Raw genomic sequence first — 24,412 nt, 5'->3', positions numbered from 1 at the left:
CTAGGCGCGGTGATAGGGATGGCCGGCGAGGATCGTTGCGGCCCGATAAATCTGTTCCAGGAGCATCACGCGGACCATCTGGTGCGGCCAGGTCGCGGCACCGAACGCGATCGTGAGTCCAGCCTTGCCCCGCAATTCCGGCGAAAGTCCGTCCGCGCCGCCGATGACGAAAATTATATCCGTCGCGGCATCCCGGAAACGGCCGAGATGGGTGGCAAAGGCGGCGCTATCGATGCTCTTGCCGCGCTCGTCCAGCGCCACCAGCCCGTATTTCTCCGGGAAAAGCGCCGCGATGGCGGCCGCTTCCTCGGCCATCCGGGTCGCGGCGTCGCGGGCGCGGCTTTCCGCAATTTCATGAATCTCGACGCCGCCGCGAAAGCCGAGCTTGCGGCCGATATCGTCGAAGCGCCCGCGATAGCGGTTCGTTAGCTCCCGTTCGGGACCCTGCTTCAGCCGGCCGACAGCGATGACGAGGAGGCGCATGAAGAACCTTGGCGCACAAAGATCCCTGGCGCATGCGAGGCGTTTTCCTGCACACCGACAGGTGCGCAGTACAACGTACATGCGCGTCAGCCGATTCGCATCGGCTCGACCTGCTAGATCGCCTTCGCCGCCGCCGGATTCTGCGTCCACAACCTTTCCAGGTTGTAGAATTCGCGAACCTCCGGCCTGAATACGTGCACGATCACGTCGCCGGAATCGATCAGCACCCAGTCGCAGTTGGGCATGCCCTCGACGTGGATGTTCTTGATTCCGGTTTCCTTCAGGGCTTTCGTGACATTTTCCGCGATCGCGCCGACGTGCCGGTTGGCCCGGCCCGAGGTGACGACCATGTAGTCGGAATATGCAGATTTGCCGCGAAGGTCGATGGTGACCGTCTCTTCCGCTTTCATGTCGTCGAGGCGGGAGAGGATCATATTCAGCGTCTTGTCGGCGTCGCTTTGCGCCTTCAAGGCCGCAGCTTGGGTCGGTGTCTTACGCGCGGTCTTTGAACCCGTCTTCAGACCTTTTGGTAAAACCGACTTGGACAATACAGGTGTGGCCAGGGACCATTTCCTTTCACTGTATCGCGCGCGGCCGAATCCTTGACCGCACGCCGACCATACTACGCATGTGGGGTTAATGGTTTCAATATTCCAGTAACCACCGCATGACACTCAGGAGTGTTGCTTATTTATCCGCCAGCTCCCGTCCGGGTTCCTGAGCCCGGTCGAGGACATTTCGAGTTTCATCCCGGTGAGGAAGACCCAGGCAGGCGCGCGCTGATCCGGCAGGCGTGCCGCCTGATTCTCGGGCAGACGATAGCGCGCCAGGGCCTGCGCTGCCGGAGCAGCCAGCGCACGAAAACTCTGTGGCGGACGGTCGATCACGGCAATCGGCACCTCGGCGGCGATGCGCCGCCAGTCCTTCCAGCGATGGAACTGCGCGAGATTGTCGGCGCCCATGATCCATACGAAGCGCACGCCGGAGACGCGGCGGCGCAAATGCGTGATCGTATCCACAGTGTAGCGGGTGCCGATGACAGCTTCGAGACAGCTGATGTCGATGCGCGGATCCTCGGCAACATCCCGTGCAGCCTGCGCCCGCTCGGCGAGCGCGTGCAGTCCGCTGTGGCTCTTCAGTGGATTGCCGGGGCTGAGCAGCCACCACACCCTGTCGAGCTTCAGCCGCTTCAGCGCGAACAGGCTGATGGCCCGATGCGCCGCATGCGGCGGATTGAAGGAGCCGCCGAGCAGGCCAATGCGCATGCCGTTGGCGTGGAGCGGGATGGCTTGGGCGGCGGTGGGAGAGGCGACAGCGACCGGCTTCAACGCGATGTTTCCGCAAGGCGGGTCACGGCCGCGTCTGCCCGGTGCCGTGCACGCGATATTTGAAGGTAGTCAGCTGCTCGGCGCCGACGGGGCCGCGCGCGTGGAATTTGCCGGTGGCAATCCCGATCTCGGCGCCGAAGCCGAACTCGCCGCCATCGGCGAACTGCGTCGAGGCGTTATGCAGCACGATCGCGGAATCGACCTCGTTGAGGAATTTCTGCGCGGCAGCCTGATCCTCGGCCACGATCGCATCGGTGTGGTGCGAGCCGTGATTGTGGATATGCGCGATCGCCTCGGTCACGCCGTCGACCACGCGCGCGGCGATGACCGCGTCGAGATATTCGGTGTCCCAGTCCTCGTCGGACGCCGGCTTCACCCGCGCATCGGCCTCGCGCACGGCGGCATCGCCCCGCACCTCGCAGCCGACATCGATCAGCATGCTCACCAGCGGCTTCAGGTTGGTCGCTGCCGCTGCGCGATCCACCAGCAGCGTTTCGGCTGCACCACAGACGCCGGTCCGCCGCATCTTGGCGTTCAGCACGATCGACTTCGCCATCTCGGGATTGGCGGACTTGTCGATATAGACGTGGTTGACGCCTTCGAGATGCGCGAACACAGGCACGCGCGCTTCGGCTTCGACGCGCGCGACGAGGCTTTTTCCCCCGCGCGGCACGATGACGTCGATGCCGCCATTCAGGCCCGACAGCATCAGGCCGACGGCGGCGCGGTCTCGCGTCGGCACCAGCGTGATCGCTGCTTCCGGCAGGCCCGCTTCGCGCAGGCCCTGCACCAGGCACTCATGGATGGCTCGGCAGGAGCGGAAACTGTCGGAGCCGCCGCGCAGGATCACGGCATTGCCGGACTTCAGGCACAGCACGCCGGCATCGGCTGCGACATTGGGGCGGCTCTCGAAGATCACGCCGATCACGCCGAGCGGCACCCGCACGCGCTCGATGGTCATGCCGTTCGGCCGCTGCCAGCTTTCGGTGATCGCGCCGACGGGATCGGCGATGCCGCGCACGATGGCGACGCCATCGGCCATCGCCTCGACGCGCGCCTGCGTCAGCGTCAGCCGGTCGATGAAGGCCGAGGTCGCGCCGCCCGCCTTCACCTCGGCGACATCCTCGGCATTGGCCGCCAGAATCTTAGCTGCATGGCTGCGGATCGCCCGCTCGATGGCTTCGAGTGCCCGGTTCTTCTGGTCCGGCGACGCCAGCGCCAGCACCCGCGCAGCCGCACGGGCGCCCTTGGCGAGCTCGGTCATGAGGGCGGGCAGATCGGCAGAGCCGTCGATGGCTTTCAGGGCGGTCGTCATGGTGGTCTTTGTAGTGGTCTTTGGCCTTCAGTTAAGGCCTTCTCCTAGCACGGAAATCGGGGGTTTGCGAGGCGCGGAGCCGGCATGGCAGCCGGGCGGGAGGCAGATTTTGCGAGGTCGGCCAATGGCCGATCAAATCAGGAGCGGGCGCGCTTGCGGATCGATCCGATATCAATAAATATCATAGATCGATATTTGGGACGAGCAGCCATGGCCACAAGCTACAGCATCGGCAAGCATTTCGAGGACATGATCCACGGCCTGATCGAGGACGGCCGCTACGCCACCGCGAGCGAGATCATTCGCGAGGGGCTTCGGCTTGTCGAAGAACGCGAGGAGCGCCGCAAGGTCAAGCTCGAAGCGTTGCGTGAGGAAATCCAGAAGGGTTTTGACAGCGGGCCGGCGGAAGATGCCGACATCAAGGAAATGATTGAGGCGGTCAAGGCGCGGGGACGGCAACGACTGGCCGCGCTGAAGCGTGCCAAATAGGTTTCGCAAACGGCCATCCGGCGCTCAATCCCGCTCGAACTGCCGCGCCCGCCACCAAGTCATCCCGGTGGATATTCTCGGCCATCCAGGTCGCTCCAGAACTGGGCGCAGTCCCATCAGGCGGGGCCGCTTCCGGTCCTCCCGAGAACCGGCAAAACTACCAGGCTCGCTCCGCGGTCCACGATCCGCCGCAGCGCTGTTCGCCGGAAAAGCCAGTCCAGGTCCCTCGGCCTAGCGAACGCGTCAGCGTCCCGGACCCGGACGCCTTCCTGTCCTGCACGGTAACGGACGCACGCACCGCCCCCGAACTCGAGACAGTGCCTCTGAATGTGGCGACGGCGGGCGACGTGATCACCCCGTTCTCTATGTTGACCGAGTACCTGTACGCCGGATCGCAGTCTCCCCTTTGGGTGACAAAGGTGATGTTCCACGAGCCGTCGAACAAGGAGCTTGCGTCAGCTGCCGTGGCGAGGAGCAGGGCTACGCAGCCAAATAGCGTCGCGAGCAACTGCCTGTTCATGACGAAGCCTCCAATGGCATCCATGCCGGGAGTCGGCGTGCAACAATAGAGGTCGTCTCGGAGCCGGGAGATGATTCACATCAAGCCTTCGTGCGCGGAAACACACGTTGGAACCATCGCGATCCGGCGCTCACTCCCGCTCGGACTGTCGCGACCCGCCCACCACCAGGTCATCGCGGTGGATCATTTCCGACCGGCCACTGATGCCGAGGATCATGGCGGCGTCCTTCGACGAGCGGCCCTTGATCTTCTCGGCATCCTCGGCGTCATAGGCGACGAGGCCACGGCCGATCTCGTGGGTGTCGGGGCCGCGCACGATCACGGCATCGCCGCGGGCGAATGCACCGTCGACCCGGATCACGCCGGCCGGCAGCAGGCTTTTTCCCGCACGCAGCGCGCTGACGGCGCCGGCATCGATGGTCAGCGTGCCCTTTGGCTCCAGCGATCCGGCGATCCAGCGCTTGCGCGCCGTCACCGGATTGGCTGGCGTGAGGAACCAGGTGCAGCGGCCGCCGTCGGCGATCGCTTGCAGCGGATGCTCGATCTTGCCGTTGGCGATCAGCATGTGCGTGCCCGCGGTGGTCGCAATCTTCGCCGCCTCGATCTTGGTGAACATGCCGCCGCGCGACAGCTCGGATTCCGCCGCACCCGCCATCGCCTCGATCTCGGAGGTGACTGACTCCACGATCGGGATCAGTTTCGCATCCGGATTGGCGCCGGGCGGCGCGGTGTAGAGGCCGTCGATGTCGGAGAGCAGGATCAGGAGATCGGCGCTCGCCATGGTGGCGACGCGTGCGGCGAGGCGATCATTGTCGCCATAGCGGATTTCGTTGGTGGCCACCGTGTCGTTCTCGTTGATCACGGGCACCGCGCGCCATTCCAAGAGCTTTGCGATGGTCGATCGCGCGTTGAGATAGCGCCGCCGTTCCTCGGTATCCTGCAGCGTCACCAGGATCTGGCCGGCGCCGATGCCGTGATCGCCCAGCACCTCCGACCAGATGCGCGCCAGCGCAATCTGGCCGACGGCCGCGGCGGCCTGGCTTTCCTCGAGCTTGAGCGGGCCGCGGGGCAGCTTCAAGCGGCTGCGGCCGAGCGCAATCGAGCCGGAGGACACCACCAGCACGTCGCGGCCCGCCCCATGCAGTCTTGCGATGTCGGCCGCCAGCGCCTTCAGCCACGACGCCCGCACTTCGCCCTTGGCCGAATCGATCAGGAGCGACGATCCGACCTTGACGACGATGCGGCGGAAATTCTTCAGCGCAGGGCGTTTCATGGCGACCTTTTGCAGCAGGCAGCCCGGCCGTGCAAGCCGCCCGGCCGGCCCCCGCGACTTCTGGGTTATTTCCCCCCGACGCCCGCTCTGGTGTAATGCACCCAAAATCGAGGGGAGGGGTATGCCCATGAATCGTCGAGAATTCGTTGCCGGAAGCCTTGCACTGGCGGTCGCGGCCAGGGCCGTCCCGGCATGGGCACAGTCCGGCCCGCTGACCAGGATCGTCTTTCCCTTTGCCGCCGGCGGCAGCGGCGACATGCTGTGCCGTCAATTGGCGGAGTATCTTCCCGCGGCGCTCGACCGGAAATTCATTGTCGAGAACCGCACCGGCGGCGACGGGCTAATCGGCATCCGGGCCGTGAAGGGCGCGGCTCCCGACAGCACCACCGTCCTGATGACGACGGGCCCGACCATGTTCCTGCTGCCGATGGTCGAGAACGAACCGAGCTACGATTCGGCGAAGGATTTCGTGCCGGTCTCGCAGCTTGCCCGCTTCGAATTCGTGGTGGTGGTGAGTCCCTCGATCGGCGTGACCGACTTCAAGCAGCTGGTGGCCTGGATCAAGGCGAACCCCGCGAAGGCCAGCTACGGCGTGCCGTCCAGCGGCACCATTCCGCACTTCACCGGCTTTCAGCTCGAAAAGACGCTCGGTCTTTCCATGACACGGGTGCCCTATCGCGGCTCGGCGCCGATCATCAGCGATCTCCTCGCCGGGCATCTGCCGCTCGCCGTGACCACCTTGTCGGATACCATCACGCAGCATCGCGCCGGCGGCATCCGCATCGTGGCGGTGAGCGGCCCGGTGCGCTCGCCGTTCCTGTCGGATGTACCGACCCTGAAGGAGTCCGGCGTCGACCTCGTCGCCGACGGCTGGTACGGCATGTGGCTGCCGGCCGGCAGCTCGCCCGAATTCGCGAAGAAGCTGAGCGCCGCCGCGGCCGAGGTGCTGGCCAGGCCCGATGTGAAGGAAAAGCTGAACGCGGTCACGCTCATACCGGTCGGCTCGACGCCGGAACAGCTGACAAAGGCGCTCGCCGCCGATACCGCGTTCTGGCAGCCGATCGTGAAAGCGACGGGCTACAAGATCGCCAACTAGCGCGCACGCCTTAGGAAGCTCTGATCGAGTAGTTTCGGTCGCGTTTACGTCGCGCAGGATCGCGACCGCGTCAGGCTACAACCTGTGCGCTATTTCGATCGTGAACTGGTTCACAAATCAGGAAGAAATATCTTCGGGTAGGGACGCACCGGGATCAACGGTTGCATGTTATTCTCAGGCCGAACGCGCGTTGCGCGACGTGGGCAGGTCGAGCGTATTCTGCGTAGCCCACCGTGTTACGTCGAGTCCGCTTGATCGCTGGCAGGCCAGCCCGGCTGAAGGTCTATGCATGCAGTGTCCCCGGTGTCGGCAGGATAATCGCGACGAGGCAAGATTCTGCCGCGAATGCGGAATGGCGTTCGGGCTCGCCTGCACGACGTGCGGCAGCTATGTGAGAGCCGAAAGCAAGTATTGCGACAGTTGCGGCGCCGCTGCTCCGGCAGTTGGGACGGGACTATCCACCCCCGCGCTTTCTGCTTCGCCGTTCTTTCACGCGCCGAGTCATCTCGCCAGGAGCATCTTCACGTCCGAGACGTCGCTGGAAGGCGAGCGAAAGCAGGTGACGGTGCTGTGCTCGGACATGAAGGGATCGACGGAGTACATCGCCGATCTCGATCCCGAAGATGCCCGCTCGCTTCTCGATCCCGTTCTCGAACGGATGATGGAGGCGGTCGGCCGTTACGAAGGCACGATCAACCAGGTGATGGGCGACGGAATCCAGGCGTTGTTCGGCGCACCGGTCGCCTTTGAGGATCACGCGGTCCGGGCCTGTTACGCCGCGCTCAAGATGCAGGAGCTGATCAGGAAGTACGCCGAGGAGGTCCGCCGCACCCGGGGACTTCCGCTCCTCGTCCGCGTCGGACTGAACTCGGGCGAAGTGGTCGTGCGCTCGCTGGGCAGCGAGCTGCACATGAACTACTCCGCGCATGGCCAGGCCGTGCATCTGGCCGCCCGCCTGGAGCAGATGGCCGTCCCGGGCACCATTCTGATGTCGTCACAGACCCTGCATCTGGCGCAGGGCTATGTGATGAGCAGGTCGCTCGGTCCGATGTTCGTCAAGGGGCTTGCGGCGCCGGTGCTGTCCTACGAGCTGCTCGGCGCAGTCGCGGTGTCGAGACTTCAGGCGCTCGCAAGGCACGGGCTCACGCGGTTCGTCGGGCGCGACGGCGAGATCAGGCAATTGCGGCAGGCGCTCGATCTCGCCTATGCGCGCCACGGACAGATCGTGGCGCTGGTCGGCGAGCCCGGTGTCGGCAAGTCGCGCCTGATCCACGAGTTCACCCGCGCGCCGCACGCAGACGACTGGCGCATTCTCGAAGCCGGCGCGGTCTCCTACGGCTCGGCCACCAGCTATCTGCCGGTCACCGAGTTCCTCAAGGGCTACTTCGAGCTCGCCACCACCGACGACTCGCAGGCCATTCGCGAGAAGGTCACCACGAAGCTCCTGAGCCTGGACGAGGGGCTGCTGGCGGCGCTGCCGGCCCTGCTCCTGCTGCTGGATCCCTCGGCCGACGACGCCCAGGCGCTTCCCGCGGACCGGCCGCAGCGCGGCCAGCGGATCCTGGAAGGCGTCAAGCGGCTGCTGTTTCGCGAGAGCGAGGTGCAGCCGCTGTTGCTCGTGTTCGAGGACCTGCATTCGATCGATCCGGAAACGCAGGCCCTCATCGACGGTCTCGTCGACGGTCTTCCCGGTGCGCGGATCCTGGTTCTGGTCAGCTACCGGCCAGAGTATCGCCACGGCTGGACCGGCAAATCCTACTTCACGCAGATCCGCATCGATCCCTTCCAGCCCGATATCGCGAGCGAATTGCTCGACGCGCTGCTCGGCGCGGACGAGGGGCTCGGACAGCTCAAGGACATCCTCATCGAGAAGACGGGCGGCACCCCGTTGTTCCTCGAGGAAAGCGTGCGGTCTCTGGTCGAGACCGGCGTGCTCAGCGGCCGGCCGGCCGGCTATCACGCGACGACCTCGATCGTCGAGCTCAAGATGCCCACGACCATCGAGGCGCTGCTGACCTCGCGCATCGACCGCCTGTCCCTCGTCGACAAGCGCCTGCTTCAGGCTGCTGCCGTCATCGGATACGCGGTGCCGCGCAGCGTTCTGCAGGCGGTGGCGAATTTGCGCCCCGAACGGCTGCGCGAGGCGCTGAAACGCCTGCAGGATGCGGAATTCCTGTACGAGACCAGCCTGTTTCCCGACATCGAGTACCGCTTCAAGCACGCGCTGGTTCACGATGCCGCCTACCGCATGCTGTCGGCGGACCGGCGCCGGACGCTGCATACCGCGGCCCTGATCGCTGGCGAGCAGATCTATGCCGACCGGCTGAGCGAGAAATCCGACTGGCTGGCGTTTCATGCCGTTCGCGCCCAGGCCTGGGACCGCGCGGTGGTTCATCTCCAGGTCGCCGCGGCGCGGGAAATTTCGCGTGCGGCCAACCGCGTCGCGGTCCAGCATCTCGAAGCTGCGCTGATTGCCGTCGATCATCTGCCGCCCGACGAGCGCGCGACGCTGGCGATCGATCTGCGCACCGACCTGCGGCATGCCCTGACGCCGCTCGGGCGCGTTCAGGAAACGCTCGATCATCTCAAGGTCGCCGAGCAGGCTGCGGCGACGCTGGGAGACAGCGCAAGACTCGCGCGCATCTACTCCTTTACGGCCAATTGCCTCGTCCTGAAGGCGCGCTATGCGGAAGCGCTTTCGACAGGCGAGCGCGCCTTGAGTCTTGCCGGCGACGACGGCCGTCTGCAGCTGGCGACCAGGATGTACATGGCGCGCGCCAGACAGGCCCGCGGCGAGTTTCGGCAAGCCATCGCATCGTTCGAGGAAATCCTGGCGATGGTCGAACAGAAGCCGTCGGACGACTTTCACGGCCTGCCCGTGCTGCCGGCGGCCTTCATCCGCTCCAGCCTCGCGATCTGTCTTGCCGTGGTCGGCGAATTCGCCGAGGCAGAGGCCTATGCGTCCGAGGCGGCGCGCCGGGCCGACGCCGTCGGGCAGCCGGATTCGATCATGTGGGCCTATTGGAGCATCGGATCGGTCGCCCTCAACAAGGGAGACTCGGGCGCCGCCGTGCTGGTGTTCGATCGCCTGCTCGACGTCTGCACGACCCACGATCTCGACGCCTATGCCTCTCGGATGATGGCGGGCCTCGGCCGGACCATGGCCCGGCTCGGCCAGGTCCGGGAGGGGCTTGGCCTGCTGGAGAAAGCCGTTGCGCTCGACGAACTCGCCGAGCCACAGATCACTCGGTCGCTGACGCTGATCGCCTATGTCGAGGCGCTGGTGCTGGCGGACGAATTCGACAAGGCGCTGACGGCGGTGACCGATCTCTTGCAGCGCACGAGGAGCCTCGGCGAGCGCGGGGCCGAGGCGCACGCCTGCTGGCTCGCCGCCGCGATCCATGCAGCGCGCGGCGTCGAGCTTGCGGCCGGCGAGGCGATGATCGAGACGGCCGCAACGATCGCCGGCGAGCTCGAATTGCTGCCGCTATTGGCGCATTGCCATCTCACCCGCGCCGATCTGTACCGGCGGGGGACCCTGCAGGTGGAGGCCGGCATCTGGCAGGACCGCGGCGAGAAGCTGCTCGACCAGCTCGGCATGAAGGTCTGGTTCACGACGCCGTCGTGACGCGCGAACGGGCCTCCGGCCGGTCGGGTCCAAGGCTTGCTATTGCTGCTTGCTATTGCTGCTTGTTATCGCCGCTTCCCATCGCCGCTTGGGCTAACGGGATTTGCGGGCCGCGGCCCGCTTCGGACCGATCCTGGCCTTGCGCAACACCTGCACCTTGGGTGGCTTGATCCCGAGACGTCGGGCCGCCGCGAGCACCTCGACGATCACGTTCTCCGCAAGCTGCTTGTCCCCCTTCAGGGCGACCTGCAGCTCAAGCGGCGCAGCGGAACTGGCTGACACGGATTTGGCAGGCCCCGACCTGGGGGATGTTGATTTGCCAGACCCCGATTTGGCGCGTCCAGATTTGGCGGAAGCGGATTTGGCGGCTCCGGCCCTGGCCGTACGGCCCGGCGAAAGCCGCTTCCCCTTCGCGCTCATTTTTTCTTCTTCTTCTTGCCCTTGCGGGCGAGCGCCAGGATCGATGGCGGCGTCGGATCGCCCTTGATGGTGATGCCCGTCAAGCTGGCGCCAAACAGCTTCTTGAGCTCAAGAAGCGCCTTGTTCCACTGGTCGACCTTCTTGGCTTCGATCGGACCGATAAAGGTGAAGACCACGATCTGATGATCGCCTTCCTTCTGCGGCTTGATATATCCACCACTCATCGATGATTTTCCGAGGCTGTAGATTGGGGTTCAAATACTGGTCGTATGACGGCGATCCTACACCAAATCGGGAAAGCAACAAGCCTGACCTCAGCGTGATGGCGGCGCTGCCCCGCGCAGGCCTCTTAGCAGGTCGCTTGCGGGAAACACTGCCGGAATCGCGTCGATATCGCGCACCATGTAGTATTCGTCGGCCGATCCGAACGGCTCGGCGGCGACAGTGACTTTCCCGCCGCTCGCCGCCGATGCGAAGGCCGCCACCATGTTGTCCTTCCCGACCGCCAGCAGCGCCGTCACGCCCGAAGGGAAGCGCCCGGCATTGATCTCGGTAATCGCGGGGATTCCGCCCGCCGTCTCCTTCAGCTCGACGAAGAATGCGCCCGAGGGCGCTTTCTCCAGCGCCCTGACCGCGTTCAGGGTGACCTCGACGGCCGCGGACGCCGCGACGGTCTTGGCCAGCGAGGACATCGAGAAGATGCCGCTCGGATTGTTGCCGGCTGCGAAATAGCTGAGCAGCTCGACCGCCTGTGTCCGCAGCATGGTGCCGTTGTGCCACAGGCTGTGCACCACGAGATGCCGTCCGGGCAAATATTCGGCGAGCGTGAAGTCCGACACCTTCACCCCCTGCAGGTCCCGCCACTGCGTGATCCAGGACCGTGCCTGCTCGATATTGGCGACGGGCATGGCGCCCAGCGAGCGCGAGCCGCGCCGCGCCCGGCACCACAGCAGGCCTTCGCGCGAGAAGGCGGCAAAGATCCGCTCCAGGCTGCGCAGCGACTTGACCTCGTAGGTGCGCGGCACCGGCACGTCCCGCCGCCGCAGAAACTCGGTCAGCGCATACTTGTCCTGACACAGGTCGATCGTCTCGCGCCGCGGCAGCAGCAGGTCGATCTGGTAGCGGCGGCGGTGGTCGGACAGCGCCTTGACGACATTGTCGTTGGTCGCCATCACGACGTTGATCCGCTCGCGCCTGATGATATCAAGCAGCGTCTCGGTGAACGCGCTGCCGTCGGCATCCGGACAGATGTAATTGGCATCTGCGATCGACAGCTTCAGGACAAACCGGTCGTGATGCACGCCGACCACATAGGGTTTCGGCGACATGGCCCGCAGCGCGCGGATCAGGTTGGCGCTCGATCCCGTGCCTGCGCCGGTGACCAGCGCGCGAACGACGCGTTTTTTCATCTGATGCCTTTGCTTGCGAAAACAGAGTGGTGTGCGAAAACGGCCCGCGCTCCGGCCAGGCCCGAGGCCGGAGGCGCGCCCATCGAGCCGGTCAATTCGTTACACCTTTTTGAAGTGAAAATTGCCAAGCCGTCCCGCCAGCGTCGAATCGTCCATGCGGAACCCTATGACTGCTCCCTGCGCAATATTGAACTGCACCAACACCTGCGGCAGCACGATGCTGAAGTCTTTCATCATGAAGAAACCGTTCGGTCCCGCCGGGAGCAGCGTCGTCGGCGGATACTTTTCGCGCGTGACCTGCAGCGACGTTCCCTTGAGGACGACCGTGTAGGTCGCATCGATTTCCTTGCTGTAGTATTTGCCGACATACTGTGCGGGATCGAGCGGCGCCGCCGCGACCGGAGGAAGCACGGGCATCGTCCCCATCGTCACGAAGCCCGAGCCGAGGTAGATCGCCGCCACTTGCCGCACCAGCGTCCCCGTCGACGGCAAGGGGTCGTCGAGCGCGATATTGCACAACAGCGCCACCGAAAGCTTCTGGTCCGGGAAGCGGATCAAATGCGACCGGTATCCGGCGTCGCGCCCGTCGTGCTCGACGATGCGACGGCCGTTGTCCTCGTCGATGAACAGGCCGAGTCCGTAGATCGGGGCGGCCGGCGGCGCGGGCGTTTGCATGGCGGTGAGCGCGGCGGCGCCGCCGACGCTCATGGAATCGAAGTTGCCGTCCCAGCGCATGAGGTCGTCGACCGTGGTTTGCAGGTTGGTCGGGCCGGTGAGATCGTAGTTCGGCATCCGCACCTCCCAGCCCGCGGAGGTGGGCCTGTAGCCGTAGGCGCGATGCTGCACGATCTCGCCATGGGTATCGATGATCCGCGTTCGCGACATGTTGAGCGGCTTGAAGATATACTTGTCGCAGAACGCCGACAGCTTCATGCCGGAGACCTTTTTCACGATGTCGCCGGCGATCGTGTAGTTGGTGTTGCTGTAGGAAAATTTGTTGCCGGGATCGAAGTTGAGGCTTTCCGACAGCGCCACGAAGCGGTCCATCACGTCCTTGCGGGTGATCACGTCGTCCGACAGTCGCCAGCCGGCCATCGTGGCCAGCACCCACTGGTCCCGGACCCCGCTGGTGTGATGCAGCAACTGGCCGATCGTGATGTTCTTGTCGATGCCGCTGAGCTGCGGAATCAGTGCGTGCACTTCGGTGTTGAGCGAGATCGCAGGATTGGCGAGCTTCGGATTGTTGATCAGCAGCATGATCGCCATCGCCGTGAACTGCTTGGTCAGCGAAGCGGCATGGAAGACCGTGTCGGGCAGGATCGGAATGCCATGATCGAGATCCGCCGTGCCGAAGCCGCGGCGGTAGACGATGGCGCCATTGTGGCGTACGGCGATGGCAAATCCCGGCGAATCCGGCGTGTTCCATTTCTCGAAGATCTGGTCGACCTGCTTCGATTGCGAATTCTGCTTCTTGGTGACGGCCTTCTTCTTTTTCAGGATCGGCTTTTGGGGAAGCTTCTTCTTGGGCTTCTTTGGCTTCTTCTTGGCGGTCTTCATTGGCTGGTCTCCTCTTGGTGAAGGGGATGCGTCGCCGATCTGCCGGACAAGATGGATTCTAGACCGGCCGGATTGCCGTGCCAATCGTTCTCCAGTTCAGGTTGACGCGGCGGCGTGCCGAACCCTTCCGCGGTGCGGGCGTTACTTTGCCCCGGCCTTTTCCAGGATCGCGATCATCTCCCGATAGTCGCGGTTTCGCGCCAGGGCCAGCGGCGTGGATCCGCTGCCGTCGGGAATATTGACGTCGGCGCCGGCCTCGACCAGCGCGCGCAGCGTCTCGGTGTGGTTCTTGCCGCCATCGCCGAGCACGATGGATTCGATCAGCGCGGTCCACCTGAGATTATTGACGTGATCGAGCGGCGCTTTCGCCGCGATCAGCGTCCGCACCACCTCGACATGGCCGAGATGCGCGGCGGCAATCAGGGCGGTGCCGTCGTAGCGGCTGGTGACCGCTTTCGGGTTGCCACCGCCTTCGATCGCCAGTCTGAGCATCGGCAGATCGTTGGCGACCGCGGCGATGGTGATGATGTCGTAGCGGTCGATCTCGAGCCGGTTCGGGTCGGCGCCGAGCCGGATCAGGGCACGGGCGGCATCGTGCTGCTTCCGGTAGGCTGCGACATGCAGCGGCGTACGCTGGCGGCCGTCGCGCGCTTCCTTGTCCTCACCCGCCGCAATGCGCTTCTCGATCTCGGCAACGTCGCCCCGGGCGGCCGCGGCATGCAGGCCGTCATAGGCGCGCAGTTCGGCTTCGGTCGGTGCGACCTGGGCGAAGGCGGGCAGGGCGGCCGCCAGCATCAGAAGCAGCGCCGTAAGGATGCGTCCGGCGAGGCGGATCATGCCGATTGCGCCGCAATCCGCGCGCGGATCGCGGCGAGCTCCTGCTCGTCCCAGATGCCGATCAGGATGCCGCCTTTGACCTGCATCTGCTTTTCAGCGTAGGCGGCGATTTTCGCGTTCGGCGTGGTGATGTGCATTCTCGGATGCAGCGCCCAGTCGAACAGCGCCGCCTGCAGGCGGGCGATCACATCGGCGCAGGCGGGATCCTCGCCGCGGTCGGCGAATTCGTCGGGATCGCTCTGGATGTCGTAGAGCATCGGCCGGAAGCCAGAGGCGTGGATGTATTTCCAGCGGCCGTCAAAAACCATGAATAGCCGGCACTGCTCGATCGGCTGGTTCAGCTTCATCCGAACGTCCTGCATCGAATAATCGTACTCGGAGAACAACACCTTGCGCCAAGCGGGTGTCTCGCCGCGCAGCAGCGGCATCAGCGAGCGGCCTTCAAGGATGTGGTCGGGCGGCGTGCCGCCGAAATAGTCGATGAAGGTCGGCGCAAGGTCGATGCCTTCCACCAGCGCGTCGCAAACCGTGCCGCGCGTGGAATCGGCTTCGCGCGAGGGATCGATCACGATCAGCGGAATCCTGGCCGACTGGTCGTGGAACAGGTCCTTCTCGCCCATCCAGTGATCGCCGAGATAATCGCCGTGATCGCTGGTGAACACGATCATGGTGTCGTCGAGCAGGCCGCGCGCTTCGAGAAACTTCATCAGGACGCCCATCTGGTCGTCGATTTGGGTGATCAGTCCCATATAGGCCGGGATCACTTTCTCGCGCGCCTCGTCGCGCGACATGTTGCGGGAGTAGCGCATGTCCATGTAGGCGGCGAATACCGGATGCGCCTCCTGGCGCTCCTTCTCCGAGCGGATCGCCGGCTTGACGTCCTTTTCGCCGTACATGCTGGCATAGGGCTCCGGCGCGATGTAGGGCCAGTGGGGCTTGATATAGGACAGGTGCAGGCACCACGGCCGGCCGTCGCCTTCCGCTTCCGTGATGAAGTCCATCGCACGGCGCGTCATGTAGGGCGTCTCGGAAAGCTCTTCCGGGATGCGCGCGGCCTTGTCGGCGTGCACCAGCAGCCAGCCGTTCTGCAACTCGCCATCGGCGTCGGCGCCGGAATTGGCCCAGTGCTCCCACGGATTGGGCGCATCGTATCCCTGCTCGCGCAGCCAGGAATCGTAGCGCGGCCGCGGCCGGTTCGACGGATGCAGCCCGTCGTCGCGCTCATACGGTTCGAATCCGCACTCCGAAACATGCACGCCGATGATGGAGTCCGGCGCGATGCCGAGCATCTTCAGCCCTTCGATATCCGGCGCCATGTGGGTCTTGCCGACCAGCACGTTGCGCACGCCGATTTTCTTCAGGTGATCGCCGAGCGTCGGCTCGCCGACGCGTAGCGGCCAGCCGTTCCAGTGCGAGCCGTGCGAGCGCATGTAGCGGCCGGTGTAGAAGCACATCCGCGACGGGCCGCAGATCGGCGACTGCACGTAGGCCCTGGAGAAGCGCACGCCGCGCTTCGCCATGGCGTCGATGTTAGGGGTCTTCAGCGTGGGATGGCCGGTACAGCCGAGATAATCATGGCGAAGCTGGTCGCACATGATCCAGAGAACGTTCTTCGCGCGCGCCACTTGAGTCTTCTCTTCCGATGAGGTCGCGGCGATGCTGCGATATCGGGCAGTGGATGACAAGCGGCTCACGCCGTCCACGGCTCCATTTCGGCGGTGGCCCTGGCCTTGCTGGAGACCGGCGCCTCGCCGATCACCTCGACCAGCGCATGCAGGGCTTCCCTGACGCCCTGGCCGGTCGCCGCCGACAGCAGCAGCGGCGTCTTTTTCGCCGCGCGCTTCAGCCGGTCCTTCTGCTTCTTCAACTCGTCCGGCGTCACCGCGTCGATCTTGTTCAGCGCGACGATCTCGATCTTGTCCGCAAGCTGGCCTTCATAGGCCTCCAGTTCGGTGCGCACCGTCTTGTAGGCCTTGCCGGCATGTTCGGTGGTGGCGTCGACCAGGTGCAGCAGCACGCGACATCGCTCGACATGGCCGAGGAAGCGATCGCCGAGGCCGGCGCCCTCATGCGCACCCTCGATCAGCCCAGGGATATCGGCGAGAACGAATTCGCGCCCGTCGGCATTCACCACGCCGAGCTGCGGATGCAGTGTGGTGAAGGGATAGTCGGCGATCTTCGGCTTGGCCGCGCTCACCACCGACAGGAAGGTGGACTTTCCCGCATTCGGCAGGCCGACCAACCCGGCGTCTGCAATGAGTTTCAGTCGCAGCCAGATCCAGCGTTCCTCGCCGGGCGCGCCGGGATTGGCGTTGCGCGGCGCGCGGTTGGTCGACGACTTGAAATGCGCGTTGCCGAAGCCGCCATTGCCGCCCTCGGCGAGCACGAATTTTTCGCCGAGTTTCGTGAAATCGTGGATCAGCGTCTCGCGGTCCTCGTCGAACACCTGCGTGCCCACGGGCACCTTCAGCACGATAGGCTTGCCATTGGCGCCGTGGCGGTCCTTGCCCATGCCATTGGTGCCCTTCTGCGCCTTGAAGTGCTGCTGGTAGCGGTAGTCGATCAGCGTGTTCAGCCCGTCCACGCATTCGAGCACGACATCGCCGCCGCGTCCGCCATTTCCGCCGCTGGGTCCGCCGAACTCGATGAATTTCTCGCGGCGAAACGCCACGCAGCCATTGCCGCCGTCGCCGGAGCGGACATAGACCTTTGCCTCGTCAAGGAATTTCATGGGTGTACCATAGCGTTTTCGAGCGAAGTGGAGACCGGTTCGCGTGAAGAAAACGCGTCAGCCAAAAGGCTAGAGCCTGGGTTCTACCGAGGCTCTAGGTAAGGCAGCAAGGCTGCTGCGGCAACCCTGCAAATGGCCGAAATGGGCGAAAAGCCCTAACTTTCAGCCCGGCCGCTTCCGGATCAGAAATTTCTGCGTTCCCTCCAGCACCAGCTCGCGGCGCTGGTTATGGACGGTCGAGCGCAGCGTCACCACGCCGGTAGAGCGGCCCGGCACGAGCTCGATCACTTCCAGCGCAGGATAGATGGTGTCGTCGGCATAGACCGGCTTCAGGAACTTGCTGGACTGTTCGAGGAAGCCGACCAGCGACTCCTCGGTGACGAAGGGAAACAGGCCGGCGCCCGGCGCGGTGTGCACCAGCGTCTGGAAACCGTGCGCCAAGAGATGCGGCATGCCCTTGGCGCGGCAATATTCGACGTCGTAATGGATCGGGTGAGTATCGCCGCTTGCGGCCTGGAACGCCGCGAAGATCGCGACGGTCTGCGTCCGGCCGGGCAGTACGAAGCGCTCGCCGAGCACGAAATCCTCGAACCAGCGCTGCGCGGGCACCATGCGGTGGTTGGCGGGGTCGAACTCGGTCATGGCGTTTCCTGCGATGCTTGATAGGCGCGTAGTATCGCAGCGTTCCGGCTGCGGCAAATGGTTCAAATCGTCGTGCCCGGGCTTGTCCCGGGCATCCACGTCTTTAAAACGGTGTTCAACAAAGACGTGGATGGCCGGGACATAGGCGGAGCGAAGCGACGCCGTTCTTCGAACGGCTATGCCCGGCCATGACGCAAGACGAGAAACAAACCCCGCCCGCATGCCCCTCTTCGCAAGAACATCCACTCTCGACGAACGCTCCGCACGCCTGGCCGGCATCGGCCTGATGCTGCTTGGCATCTTCATGTTCTCGTTCGGCGATGCGCTCGGCAAATTCCTGGTCGCCACCTATTCGGTCGGGCAGCTGCTATGGCTGCGCGCCTGTGCCGCGCTGGTGCTGCTGTTTCCGCTGATCTGGCAGCAGCGCGCCGCCTTTCTCAGCCTTGAGCGACCCTGGCTGCAATTGCTGCGGGTGACGCTGTCCACCATCGAGGTTGCGGCCTTCTTCCTCGCCACCGTCTATCTGCCGCTCGCTGACGTCATCACCTATTACCTGGCGTGCCCGATCTTCGTCACGGCCTTGTCGGGCATCGTGCTGCGCGAGAAGATCGGCTGGCGGCGCTGGAGCGCGGTGCTGATCGGCTTTTGCGGCGTGCTGATTGCGCTGCGGCCGTCGGCCGAAAGCGTGAGCTGGCCGGCGCTGATCGCGCTCGCGGGCTCCACTTCGTTCGCCTTCCTGATGCTGATCACCCGTTCGCTGCGGGCAACGCCCGATATCGTGCTGGCCTCCACGCAGTTCATCGGCACCTTCACGCTGGGCGCGCTGATGGCGCCGTTCGGCTGGGTGGCGCCGAGCCTTTCCAGCCTCGGCCTGTTCGTGCTGGCAGGCGCCATCTCCGTGAGCGCGCTGATGTGCGTCAACCGCTCGCTGAAACTCGCGCCGGCTTCCGTCGTCGTGCCCTACCAGTACTCGATGATCGTATGGGCCGTGATGTTCGGCTATGTCGTGTTCGGCGACGTGCCGTCGCTTGCCACCATCATCGGCGCCGCCATCATCATCGCCGCCGGCATCTACATCTTCCTGCGCGAGCAGGCGCTCGGCCGCGAGGAACCCGCGGTAAATCCGCCGGCGTGAAAACGTAGTTGCGTAGGGCGGGTTAGCCGGATCACAATCGAGATAGGTCGGCATGAGAGGTGGAAGGCGTAACCCGCCGTTGGCGTATACCGGTCGGCGGGTTACGCTTCGCTAACCCGCCCTACGAGCTCCGCGAGGTTCATCCTCATGACTCCCACCGCCACCGAACGCGACGCCCTGTTCCAGGGCTTTGCCCGTGCCCTGTTCAAGAACGACATGGACTCACTCTATGGGGTCGTCACGGAAAACTTCGTCTGGCTCTATCACGACGGCCTGTCGCCCGAGCGCGTGCTGACCGGTCGCGACGCCATCGGCAAACATATCGAGGAACGCAAGGCGTTCTTCTCGTCGAGCCGCTTCCATGACGTCGTCTATCACCACCTACCCGAAATCTCCTTCATGACCTTCCGCGTCAGCGAGACCGTCCGCGACACCGGCGAGCAGCGCGAGCAGGCGGGTATCGAGCGCTACACGTTCGAGAACGGCAAGCTCGCGAGAAAGGACGTCTACCGCAAGCCGGTTGCTGGGTGAGGGCGCTGGGCTACATGATACCCTGTCGTCCCGAGGCCGGAACCCATACGCCGCGGCGGAAATTGTCTTGGTGAGACGGCAGCCGGCTTTCCCTCAACAACCACTCCCTGTGGTTCTGGGCCCCGGCCTGCGCCGGGGCGACAGCGGAGTGTGGGCGGCAGTCGGGTGTTTGTCACCTGACGAAAACGCCGCAGCGTACGGCGAAATCGTGTGGTCCTGGCGCCGCGACCCTGGCGTCTATCCCCGCCGGCCTGTGCTGGCGAGGCAACGGGGGCAAGAAAGGCCGTTCCCCGGGGAGAGTACGTATAAGCCGTAAAGCCATTGCGCGGGGAAAGCCGGGATGTCTCGGCTGTACCTGTCAAACCCGTGTGCATTTTTTGTAGCACTCTTCGCACACGGTGATGCGGGTGCCGCCGGCACCCGGCTTTCCCTGCGCCCTCAGTCAGAGAGAGGGCCAACGAGATGCAAAGCTCAGGCGAAAATCGCGCCGTGAGAACGAGAGCATGTGCGCGCAATAGACTCGCTGTCGTCCCGGGCAAGCGAGCAAGGCGACGCGACCCGGGACCCATAACCACAGCAGGTTGTTTTGCGAAGACCGGAGCCGCAGCGAGTCAAACAACTACGCTCTGTGGTTATGGGTCCCGGCTTTCGCCGGGACGACGGTCGTGAATGCGGAGGGCGGGCGCGCTCACCTCTCCCGCCGCACCGAGCTGCTCCAGTGCTTCAGCGACGACCACACGCTGCGCGACAGGCGGAACCTGTCGACCGGGGTCGAGCAGCCGAGCGCCTCGAAGCGGTGCAGCTCGACGCCGCTCCACTGGAAGCCGCACTTCTCCAGGATGTTGCGCGAGGCGGGGTTGGTCACCCGCGCGCCGGCGAACAAATGCTCGCCGGAAGACTCCTCGAAGAAATAGTCGATCGCCGCGCGCGCGGCCTCGGTGCCAAAACCCTGGCCCCAATGCTCGACGCCGAGCCAGTAGCCGAGCTCGGGCGCGTCGCGCTCGGCCATGTTGATGCCGACCATGCCGACCGGCGCGAAATTGTTCTCGATCAGGAACGCGATCTCGTGCGGCTCAGCTGCGGTGAAGCGGACGAACTCGACGGCGTGTTCCTGCGAATAGGGATGCGGAAGGCGGCGCGTATTCTCGGCGATGCGGCGGTCGTTGGCGAGACGCGCAATCGCTTTTACGTCCGCGAGCGTCGGCCGGCGCAGGCTCAGCCGTTCGGTCTCGAGGACGCAAGGACACCCCTCGCGCAGCGTCTGGGTCGGAAATTCCTGCAGCATCGTCCGGCTCCTGTGAGGCAACGCGACAAACGCGAAGTCGAAAATAAAAAGGGGAGGCCGGTTTCCCGCCTCCCCTTCTGGAGCCTTGTTAAGGACTCCGCCGGTTCGTCAGGACCCGGCGGACTCAAATTTGATCCACCGTCTATTCGGCCGCCTCGGTCATCGGAAGTACCGACACGAAGGTGCGGCCATTGGCTTTGGCGCGGAACTCGACGCGGCCTTCGACCTTGGCAAACAGAGTATGGTCGGTGCCCATGCCGACATTAAGGCCGGGATGCCAGGTGGTGCCGCGCTGACGCGCGATGATGTTGCCGGGAACGACGTGCTCGCCGCCGAACGCCTTGATTCCGAGCCGCTTGCCCGCCGAATCACGTCCGTTTCGCGATGAACCGCCTGCTTTTTTGTGAGCCATGCACCGTCTCCAACTTCTCGTATCTCTTAGATCAATTCCTTGACGGAATCATTTCAAATTTTGTCACGCTTCAAATCGAAGCGATCACTTCCCGGTCTTCTTGGCCGCCGCCTTCTTGGCCGGAGCCTTTTTGGCGGCGGGCTTGGCCGCTGCCTTGGCTGCCGGCTTCTTGGCAGGGGCCTTCTTCCTGGCCGCCTTCGGCGCCTCATCGTCGCCTTCAGTGGCGGGAGCGGCGACCTTTTCCTTCTTCGGACGCGGGCCGACGGTCGGCTTGGCGTTGTCGGTCAGGATCTCGGTGATGCGCAGCACCGTGATCTCGTCGCGATATCCGCGCTTGCGGCGCGAATTCTTGCGGCGGCGCTTCTTGAAGGCGATCACCTTCGGTCCGCGCTTGTGGTCCAGCACTTCGGCCGCAACGGTGGCGCCTGCCACCGTGGGCGTGCCCAGCACCGGCGTGTCGCCGCCGACCACCAGAACTTCGCCAAGCTGCACGATCGTGCCGACCTGGCCTTCGATCTTGCCTATCTCGAGTACATCATTCGGAACGACGCGGTATTGCCGGCCGCCGGTTTTGATGACTGCGAACATCGTTTGATTCCTTCGTGTTCGATCCCGTCCTCGAGACTTCGCCCGGGCCGGCTTCTTGTTCAGTCGGTTATGGGTACGTGTTCCGCGCGATCCCGGGTTAACCCCTTGGCTTTCCGCGCAAAAACGAGCGGCGCAGGAAATCCCGCGCCGGATGGCGGGCTTTATAGCGGGAAAGAGCCCGGAGTCAAGGCAAACGGGCCCGAAAAACCGCCGGATATGAGGGATTTGGCGACATTTCGGCTCCGCCGGACCCGCGACGGGCGGCCACTCGCCCCCATGAAACCAACGGGTTCCCCTGCCGTTGTCCCCTCGCATCCATCAGGGGCCGAGGAAGTCATGGCTGAGGATCTCATTACGACCACCGGGATCGCCGGTCACGGGGCCAGCCGGCTGCCGTCGGTCGACATCGACAGTTTCAATATCGAATTGAAGGACGACGATGGCTTTTTGGGCGACCGCGCCAGCAAGGGCGCCTTCCGCGAAATCCTCGATCGCTGGCGCAAGCCGCTGAGTAAGTCCGGCGAAGACCCGTTTGGCGACGAGCCCTCCGATGAGATCAGCAAGAAGGTGCTCGATGAAATACTGGTCGGCGAGGACGTGGAGGCCTCCGCCATCGTCCACAGCGCGATCGAGGAATTTGCCCGGGAACTCGCTTATGTGACGCGGCGCTTCCTCAGGACCAAGGCGTGGGCGAAGACCGAGCGCATCGTGGTCGGCGGCGGTTTTCGCGAAAGCCGGCTCGGCGAACTCGCGATCGCGCGCACCGAGATCATGCTGAAGTCGGAGGACTTCAAGGTCGATATGGTGCCGATCCGTTTCCACCCCGACGATGCCGGGCTGATCGGCACGCTGCATCTGGCGCCGTCGTGGATATTCGAGGCGCATGACAGCATTCTCGCCGTCGACATCGGCGGCACCAATATCCGCTGCGGCGTGGTCGAGACCAACTGGAAAAAGGCAAACGACCTGTCGAAGGCTGCGGTGTGGAAGTCCGAACTGTGGCGTCACGCCGACGACGAGCCGACGCGCGAAGGCGCGGTGAAGCGGCTGGTGAAGATGCTGAAGGGGTTGATCGCAGAAGCCGAAGAGGAAGGTTTCAGGCTCGCACCGTTCATCGGCGTCTCCTGTCCCGGCGTGATCAACGAGGACGGTTCCATCGAGAAAGGTGCGCAGAATCTCCCAGGCAACTGGGAGAGCAGCAAGTTCAATCTGCCGGCAAGCCTGATCGAGGGGATTCCCTCGATCGGCGATCACGATACCGCGGTCGTGATGCACAATGACGGCGTGGCGCAGGGGCTTGCGGAGGTTCCCTTCATGCAGGACGTCGAACGCTGGGGCGTGCTCACCATCGGCACCGGGCTTGGCAACGCGCGCTTCACCAACCGGCGCAACGGCAAGGATGCGAAGAAGGAAGACAGCAAGGACAAGGACGAGAAGAAAGCGAAAAAGAGCAAGGACAGCAAAGACTAACGTTTTCGTGCATCAGGTAACCTTGACCGGTTAGGTTAAGAACGGGATCGCGTTGCGCCTCGCCGCGGCTCGTCGCTACGGTGATTGCGTCGCTCTCGCTGGTCGGCGAAGCCGCACTTCCTGGCCAGATTGCAATGAAGCGGCACGGGGCCGCCGGTGTTTTGTCGCGTCCGGCGGCCCCACCTTTCAGCTCCAGCCGATGCGCGCAAAGAAATCCGCAATCTCGCTTGCCGCGCGGTCCGGGTCCTCGCGGTGCGGGAAGTGGCCGACGCCCGAAAACCTCGCCAGATCGAGATTGGAAAAAGTCTCGCCGAGCCGGTCGGTCCATTGATAGGGAAACAGCGGATCGTGCTCGGCCCAGCGCACGCAGGCGGGCACGTCGATGGGCGGAAGTTTTGGCGCCTCGCCCTTCATCATCCGCACCCGCCCCTCGTGCGCCGCGCGGTAATGCGCAAAGCCGCCGGCGAGGTTGCCTTGCTTGAGGAAGTTGTCGGTGAAGGCCTCGATCACGTCGTCGAACGCATCCTTGCGATGCGACCAGTTGCGCAAGAAGTGCGAGATGTAGGTGCGGCAACTCTCGCGCGTCGCTCCGACGAGGGCAGGGGCCATCTCCATCTGGTGAAAGGATTGATACCAGATGTTGTTGAGCCGGTCCGGCTCCGCCATTCGCGGCCCGATGCCGGGATAGACGAAGTCGAAGAAGAACAGCCCGCTGATGCGCTCCGGCGCCTTGCGGACGAGCGGCTGCATCAGCGCGCCGCCGACATCATGGCCGACGATGCCGGCCTGTTTCAGGCCGAGCGCATCCATCAGCGCCAGCATGTCGGCGGCCTGCTGGTCCGGGCCGAACGGACCATGCGGCTTGTCGCTGTCGCCGAAGCCGCGCAGGTCGGGCGCGTACAGCGCGAAGCGGGAGGCGAGCCGCGTCATGACCGGCTCCCAGGTGAGCCAGAATTCCGGCCAGCCGTGCAGCAGCAGCGGACGCCCCTGTCCGGTCCGCGCCAGATGAAACGCCGCGCCGTTGGCCTGAACCCTGAGATGCTCCATTGATTCTGCTCCCATTTTCCGTGGCGCCGGCCGCATTTTATTCCGCCTGCGCCTTGCCCGTCCCGCCGTCCTCGCCTAGAACACGGCCCGACCAGGATGGGCGTGAATCGCCCGGTTTGGCGCCTGGAGAGGTGGCAGAGTGGTTGAATGCACCGCACTCGAAATGCGGCATAGGTGCAAGCCTATCGGGGGTTCGAATCCCTCCCTCTCCGCCAG

23 protein-coding genes and 1 tRNA gene are annotated in these 24,412 nt (G+C 64.4%); 7 read left to right on the top strand and 17 right to left on the bottom strand.

The genetic code is table 11. The features are described from left to right. From rlmH to HZB49_RS26280, 4 genes are all read right to left on the bottom strand, one after another. Complete coding sequence (gene rlmH, locus HZB49_RS26295) at positions 1-483, bottom strand: 23S rRNA (pseudouridine(1915)-N(3))-methyltransferase RlmH (RefSeq protein ID WP_291616720.1); 483 nt, start codon at positions 481-483, stop codon at positions 1-3. Positions 484-596: 113 nt separating this feature from the next. Beyond that, on the bottom strand, positions 597-953 hold the full coding sequence (gene rsfS, locus HZB49_RS26290) for a ribosome silencing factor (protein ID WP_291616930.1): 357 nt from the start codon (positions 951-953) through the stop codon (positions 597-599). A 204-nt stretch (positions 954-1,157) separates the two neighbouring features. Beyond that, entirely contained in the window at positions 1,158-1,811 is a 654-nt protein-coding gene (locus HZB49_RS26285) for a nicotinate-nucleotide adenylyltransferase (RefSeq protein ID WP_291616718.1), read from the bottom strand. Positions 1,812-1,833: 22 nt separating this feature from the next. Beyond that, positions 1,834-3,126 carry a glutamate-5-semialdehyde dehydrogenase gene (locus HZB49_RS26280; RefSeq protein WP_291616716.1) on the bottom strand — a complete coding sequence of 431 codons (1,293 nt, stop codon included), beginning with the start codon at positions 3,124-3,126 and terminating at the stop codon, positions 1,834-1,836. Positions 3,127-3,210: 84 nt separating this feature from the next. Here HZB49_RS26280 and HZB49_RS26275 point away from each other — a divergent pair, with 84 nt between their 5' ends. Continuing rightward, entirely contained in the window at positions 3,211-3,615 is a 405-nt protein-coding gene (locus HZB49_RS26275) for a type II toxin-antitoxin system ParD family antitoxin (RefSeq protein ID WP_365859335.1), read from the top strand. Positions 3,616-4,265: 650 nt separating this feature from the next. On the opposite strand, the gene proB is transcribed toward HZB49_RS26275, so the two are convergent. Then, on the bottom strand, positions 4,266-5,408 hold the full coding sequence (gene proB / locus HZB49_RS26270; protein ID WP_291616714.1) for a glutamate 5-kinase: 1,143 nt from the start codon (positions 5,406-5,408) through the stop codon (positions 4,266-4,268). A 127-nt stretch (positions 5,409-5,535) separates the two neighbouring features. On the opposite strand from proB, the gene HZB49_RS26265 reads away from it, so the two are divergent. Further along, a complete protein-coding gene (locus HZB49_RS26265) occupies positions 5,536-6,504 on the top strand; it encodes a Bug family tripartite tricarboxylate transporter substrate binding protein (protein WP_291616712.1) in 969 nt (322 codons plus the stop codon). Positions 6,505-6,793: 289 nt separating this feature from the next. Further along, the gene (locus tag HZB49_RS26260) at positions 6,794-10,132 is read left to right on the top strand and encodes an adenylate/guanylate cyclase domain-containing protein (protein WP_291616710.1); all 3,339 of its coding nucleotides are present in this window, start codon (positions 6,794-6,796) and stop codon (positions 10,130-10,132) included. A gap of 93 nt (positions 10,133-10,225) precedes the next feature. Here HZB49_RS26260 and HZB49_RS26255 read toward each other — a convergent pair whose 3' ends face one another. The 8 genes from HZB49_RS26255 to HZB49_RS26220 form a co-directional block, all read right to left on the bottom strand. Next, entirely contained in the window at positions 10,226-10,414 is a 189-nt protein-coding gene (locus HZB49_RS26255; RefSeq protein ID WP_291616708.1) for a hypothetical protein, read from the bottom strand. 134 nt (positions 10,415-10,548) lie between these two features. After that, a complete protein-coding gene (locus HZB49_RS26250) occupies positions 10,549-10,776 on the bottom strand; it encodes a hypothetical protein (protein ID WP_291616706.1) in 228 nt (75 codons plus the stop codon). Positions 10,777-10,866: 90 nt separating this feature from the next. After that, positions 10,867-11,961 (bottom strand): hypothetical protein, encoded by a 1,095-nt coding sequence (locus HZB49_RS26245; protein ID WP_291616704.1) that lies wholly within the window; start codon positions 11,959-11,961, stop codon positions 10,867-10,869. A gap of 99 nt (positions 11,962-12,060) precedes the next feature. Next, positions 12,061-13,518, bottom strand: a complete 1,458-nt coding sequence (locus HZB49_RS26240; protein WP_291616701.1) for a serine hydrolase domain-containing protein — start codon at positions 13,516-13,518, stop codon at positions 12,061-12,063. A gap of 141 nt (positions 13,519-13,659) precedes the next feature. After that, a complete protein-coding gene (locus tag HZB49_RS26235) occupies positions 13,660-14,355 on the bottom strand; it encodes an ankyrin repeat domain-containing protein (RefSeq protein WP_291616700.1) in 696 nt (231 codons plus the stop codon). Continuing rightward, positions 14,352-15,980 carry an alkaline phosphatase family protein gene (locus HZB49_RS26230; protein ID WP_291616698.1) on the bottom strand — a complete coding sequence of 543 codons (1,629 nt, stop codon included), beginning with the start codon at positions 15,978-15,980 and terminating at the stop codon, positions 14,352-14,354. Before HZB49_RS26230 ends, HZB49_RS26235 begins: the two co-directional genes overlap by 4 nt. A gap of 65 nt (positions 15,981-16,045) precedes the next feature. Further along, entirely contained in the window at positions 16,046-17,086 is a 1,041-nt protein-coding gene (gene obgE / locus HZB49_RS26225) for a GTPase ObgE (RefSeq protein ID WP_291616696.1), read from the bottom strand. 162 nt (positions 17,087-17,248) lie between these two features. Beyond that, positions 17,249-17,728 (bottom strand): MaoC family dehydratase, encoded by a 480-nt coding sequence (locus HZB49_RS26220; protein WP_291616694.1) that lies wholly within the window; start codon positions 17,726-17,728, stop codon positions 17,249-17,251. Between the two features lie 220 nt (positions 17,729-17,948). Between HZB49_RS26220 and HZB49_RS26215 the strand changes: the two genes are divergently transcribed. Together HZB49_RS26215 and HZB49_RS26210 are read left to right on the top strand one after the other, a co-directional pair. Then, positions 17,949-18,863 (top strand): DMT family transporter, encoded by a 915-nt coding sequence (locus HZB49_RS26215; protein WP_291616692.1) that lies wholly within the window; start codon positions 17,949-17,951, stop codon positions 18,861-18,863. A gap of 147 nt (positions 18,864-19,010) precedes the next feature. Beyond that, positions 19,011-19,394, top strand: coding sequence for a nuclear transport factor 2 family protein (locus tag HZB49_RS26210; protein ID WP_291616690.1), 384 nt, complete (start codon positions 19,011-19,013; stop codon positions 19,392-19,394). Between the two features lie 688 nt (positions 19,395-20,082). Here HZB49_RS26210 and HZB49_RS26205 read toward each other — a convergent pair. From HZB49_RS26205 to rplU, 3 genes are all read right to left on the bottom strand, one after another. Further along, positions 20,083-20,679 (bottom strand): GNAT family N-acetyltransferase, encoded by a 597-nt coding sequence (locus HZB49_RS26205; RefSeq protein WP_291616688.1) that lies wholly within the window; start codon positions 20,677-20,679, stop codon positions 20,083-20,085. Positions 20,680-20,821: 142 nt separating this feature from the next. After that, positions 20,822-21,091, bottom strand: a complete 270-nt coding sequence (rpmA, locus tag HZB49_RS26200) for a 50S ribosomal protein L27 (protein WP_291616686.1) — start codon at positions 21,089-21,091, stop codon at positions 20,822-20,824. An 84-nt stretch (positions 21,092-21,175) separates the two neighbouring features. After that, positions 21,176-21,679, bottom strand: a complete 504-nt coding sequence (rplU, locus tag HZB49_RS26195) for a 50S ribosomal protein L21 (protein ID WP_291616684.1) — start codon at positions 21,677-21,679, stop codon at positions 21,176-21,178. Between the two features lie 336 nt (positions 21,680-22,015). Between rplU and HZB49_RS26190 the strand changes: the two genes are divergently transcribed. Continuing rightward, positions 22,016-23,149 (top strand): ROK family protein, encoded by a 1,134-nt coding sequence (locus HZB49_RS26190; protein ID WP_291616682.1) that lies wholly within the window; start codon positions 22,016-22,018, stop codon positions 23,147-23,149. Between the two features lie 186 nt (positions 23,150-23,335). On the opposite strand, the gene HZB49_RS26185 is transcribed toward HZB49_RS26190, so the two are convergent. Beyond that, the gene (locus tag HZB49_RS26185) at positions 23,336-24,196 is read right to left on the bottom strand and encodes an alpha/beta hydrolase (protein WP_291616680.1); all 861 of its coding nucleotides are present in this window, start codon (positions 24,194-24,196) and stop codon (positions 23,336-23,338) included. Positions 24,197-24,321: 125 nt separating this feature from the next. Between HZB49_RS26185 and HZB49_RS26180 the strand changes: the two genes are divergently transcribed. Beyond that, positions 24,322-24,411, top strand: a tRNA-Ser gene (locus tag HZB49_RS26180). Position 24,412: the final 1 nt, after the last annotated feature.

Origin of the sequence: Bradyrhizobium sp. (assembly GCF_016219575.1) — a bacterium.
Taxonomy (GTDB): Bacteria; Pseudomonadota; Alphaproteobacteria; order Rhizobiales; family Xanthobacteraceae; genus Bradyrhizobium.
Note: the sequence above shows the minus strand (reverse complement) of the source record. Positions and strands in the feature narration are given on the sequence as shown.

What these genes read in the sequence shown, in the direction of transcription:
- rlmH (WP_291616720.1), bottom strand. Translation starts at nt 483, where the DNA reads ATGCGCCTCCTCGTCATCGCTGTCGGCCGGCTGAAGCAGGGTCCCGAA.
- HZB49_RS26280 (WP_291616716.1), bottom strand. Translation starts at nt 3,126, where the DNA reads ATGACGACCGCCCTGAAAGCCATCGACGGCTCTGCCGATCTGCCCGCC.
- HZB49_RS26275 (WP_365859335.1), top strand. Translation starts at nt 3,211, where the DNA reads ATGGCAGCCGGGCGGGAGGCAGATTTTGCGAGGTCGGCCAATGGCCGA.
- proB (WP_291616714.1), bottom strand. Translation starts at nt 5,408, where the DNA reads ATGAAACGCCCTGCGCTGAAGAATTTCCGCCGCATCGTCGTCAAGGTC.
- HZB49_RS26265 (WP_291616712.1), top strand. Translation starts at nt 5,536, where the DNA reads ATGAATCGTCGAGAATTCGTTGCCGGAAGCCTTGCACTGGCGGTCGCG.
- HZB49_RS26260 (WP_291616710.1), top strand. Translation starts at nt 6,794, where the DNA reads ATGCAGTGTCCCCGGTGTCGGCAGGATAATCGCGACGAGGCAAGATTC.
- HZB49_RS26250 (WP_291616706.1), bottom strand. Translation starts at nt 10,776, where the DNA reads ATGAGTGGTGGATATATCAAGCCGCAGAAGGAAGGCGATCATCAGATC.
- HZB49_RS26245 (WP_291616704.1), bottom strand. Translation starts at nt 11,961, where the DNA reads ATGAAAAAACGCGTCGTTCGCGCGCTGGTCACCGGCGCAGGCACGGGA.
- HZB49_RS26240 (WP_291616701.1), bottom strand. Translation starts at nt 13,518, where the DNA reads ATGAAGACCGCCAAGAAGAAGCCAAAGAAGCCCAAGAAGAAGCTTCCC.
- HZB49_RS26235 (WP_291616700.1), bottom strand. Translation starts at nt 14,355, where the DNA reads ATGATCCGCCTCGCCGGACGCATCCTTACGGCGCTGCTTCTGATGCTG.
- obgE (WP_291616696.1), bottom strand. Translation starts at nt 17,086, where the DNA reads ATGAAATTCCTTGACGAGGCAAAGGTCTATGTCCGCTCCGGCGACGGC.
- HZB49_RS26220 (WP_291616694.1), bottom strand. Translation starts at nt 17,728, where the DNA reads ATGACCGAGTTCGACCCCGCCAACCACCGCATGGTGCCCGCGCAGCGC.
- HZB49_RS26215 (WP_291616692.1), top strand. Translation starts at nt 17,949, where the DNA reads ATGCCCCTCTTCGCAAGAACATCCACTCTCGACGAACGCTCCGCACGC.
- HZB49_RS26210 (WP_291616690.1), top strand. Translation starts at nt 19,011, where the DNA reads ATGACTCCCACCGCCACCGAACGCGACGCCCTGTTCCAGGGCTTTGCC.
- HZB49_RS26205 (WP_291616688.1), bottom strand. Translation starts at nt 20,679, where the DNA reads ATGCTGCAGGAATTTCCGACCCAGACGCTGCGCGAGGGGTGTCCTTGC.
- rpmA (WP_291616686.1), bottom strand. Translation starts at nt 21,091, where the DNA reads ATGGCTCACAAAAAAGCAGGCGGTTCATCGCGAAACGGACGTGATTCG.
- rplU (WP_291616684.1), bottom strand. Translation starts at nt 21,679, where the DNA reads ATGTTCGCAGTCATCAAAACCGGCGGCCGGCAATACCGCGTCGTTCCG.
- HZB49_RS26190 (WP_291616682.1), top strand. Translation starts at nt 22,016, where the DNA reads ATGGCTGAGGATCTCATTACGACCACCGGGATCGCCGGTCACGGGGCC.
- HZB49_RS26185 (WP_291616680.1), bottom strand. Translation starts at nt 24,196, where the DNA reads ATGGAGCATCTCAGGGTTCAGGCCAACGGCGCGGCGTTTCATCTGGCG.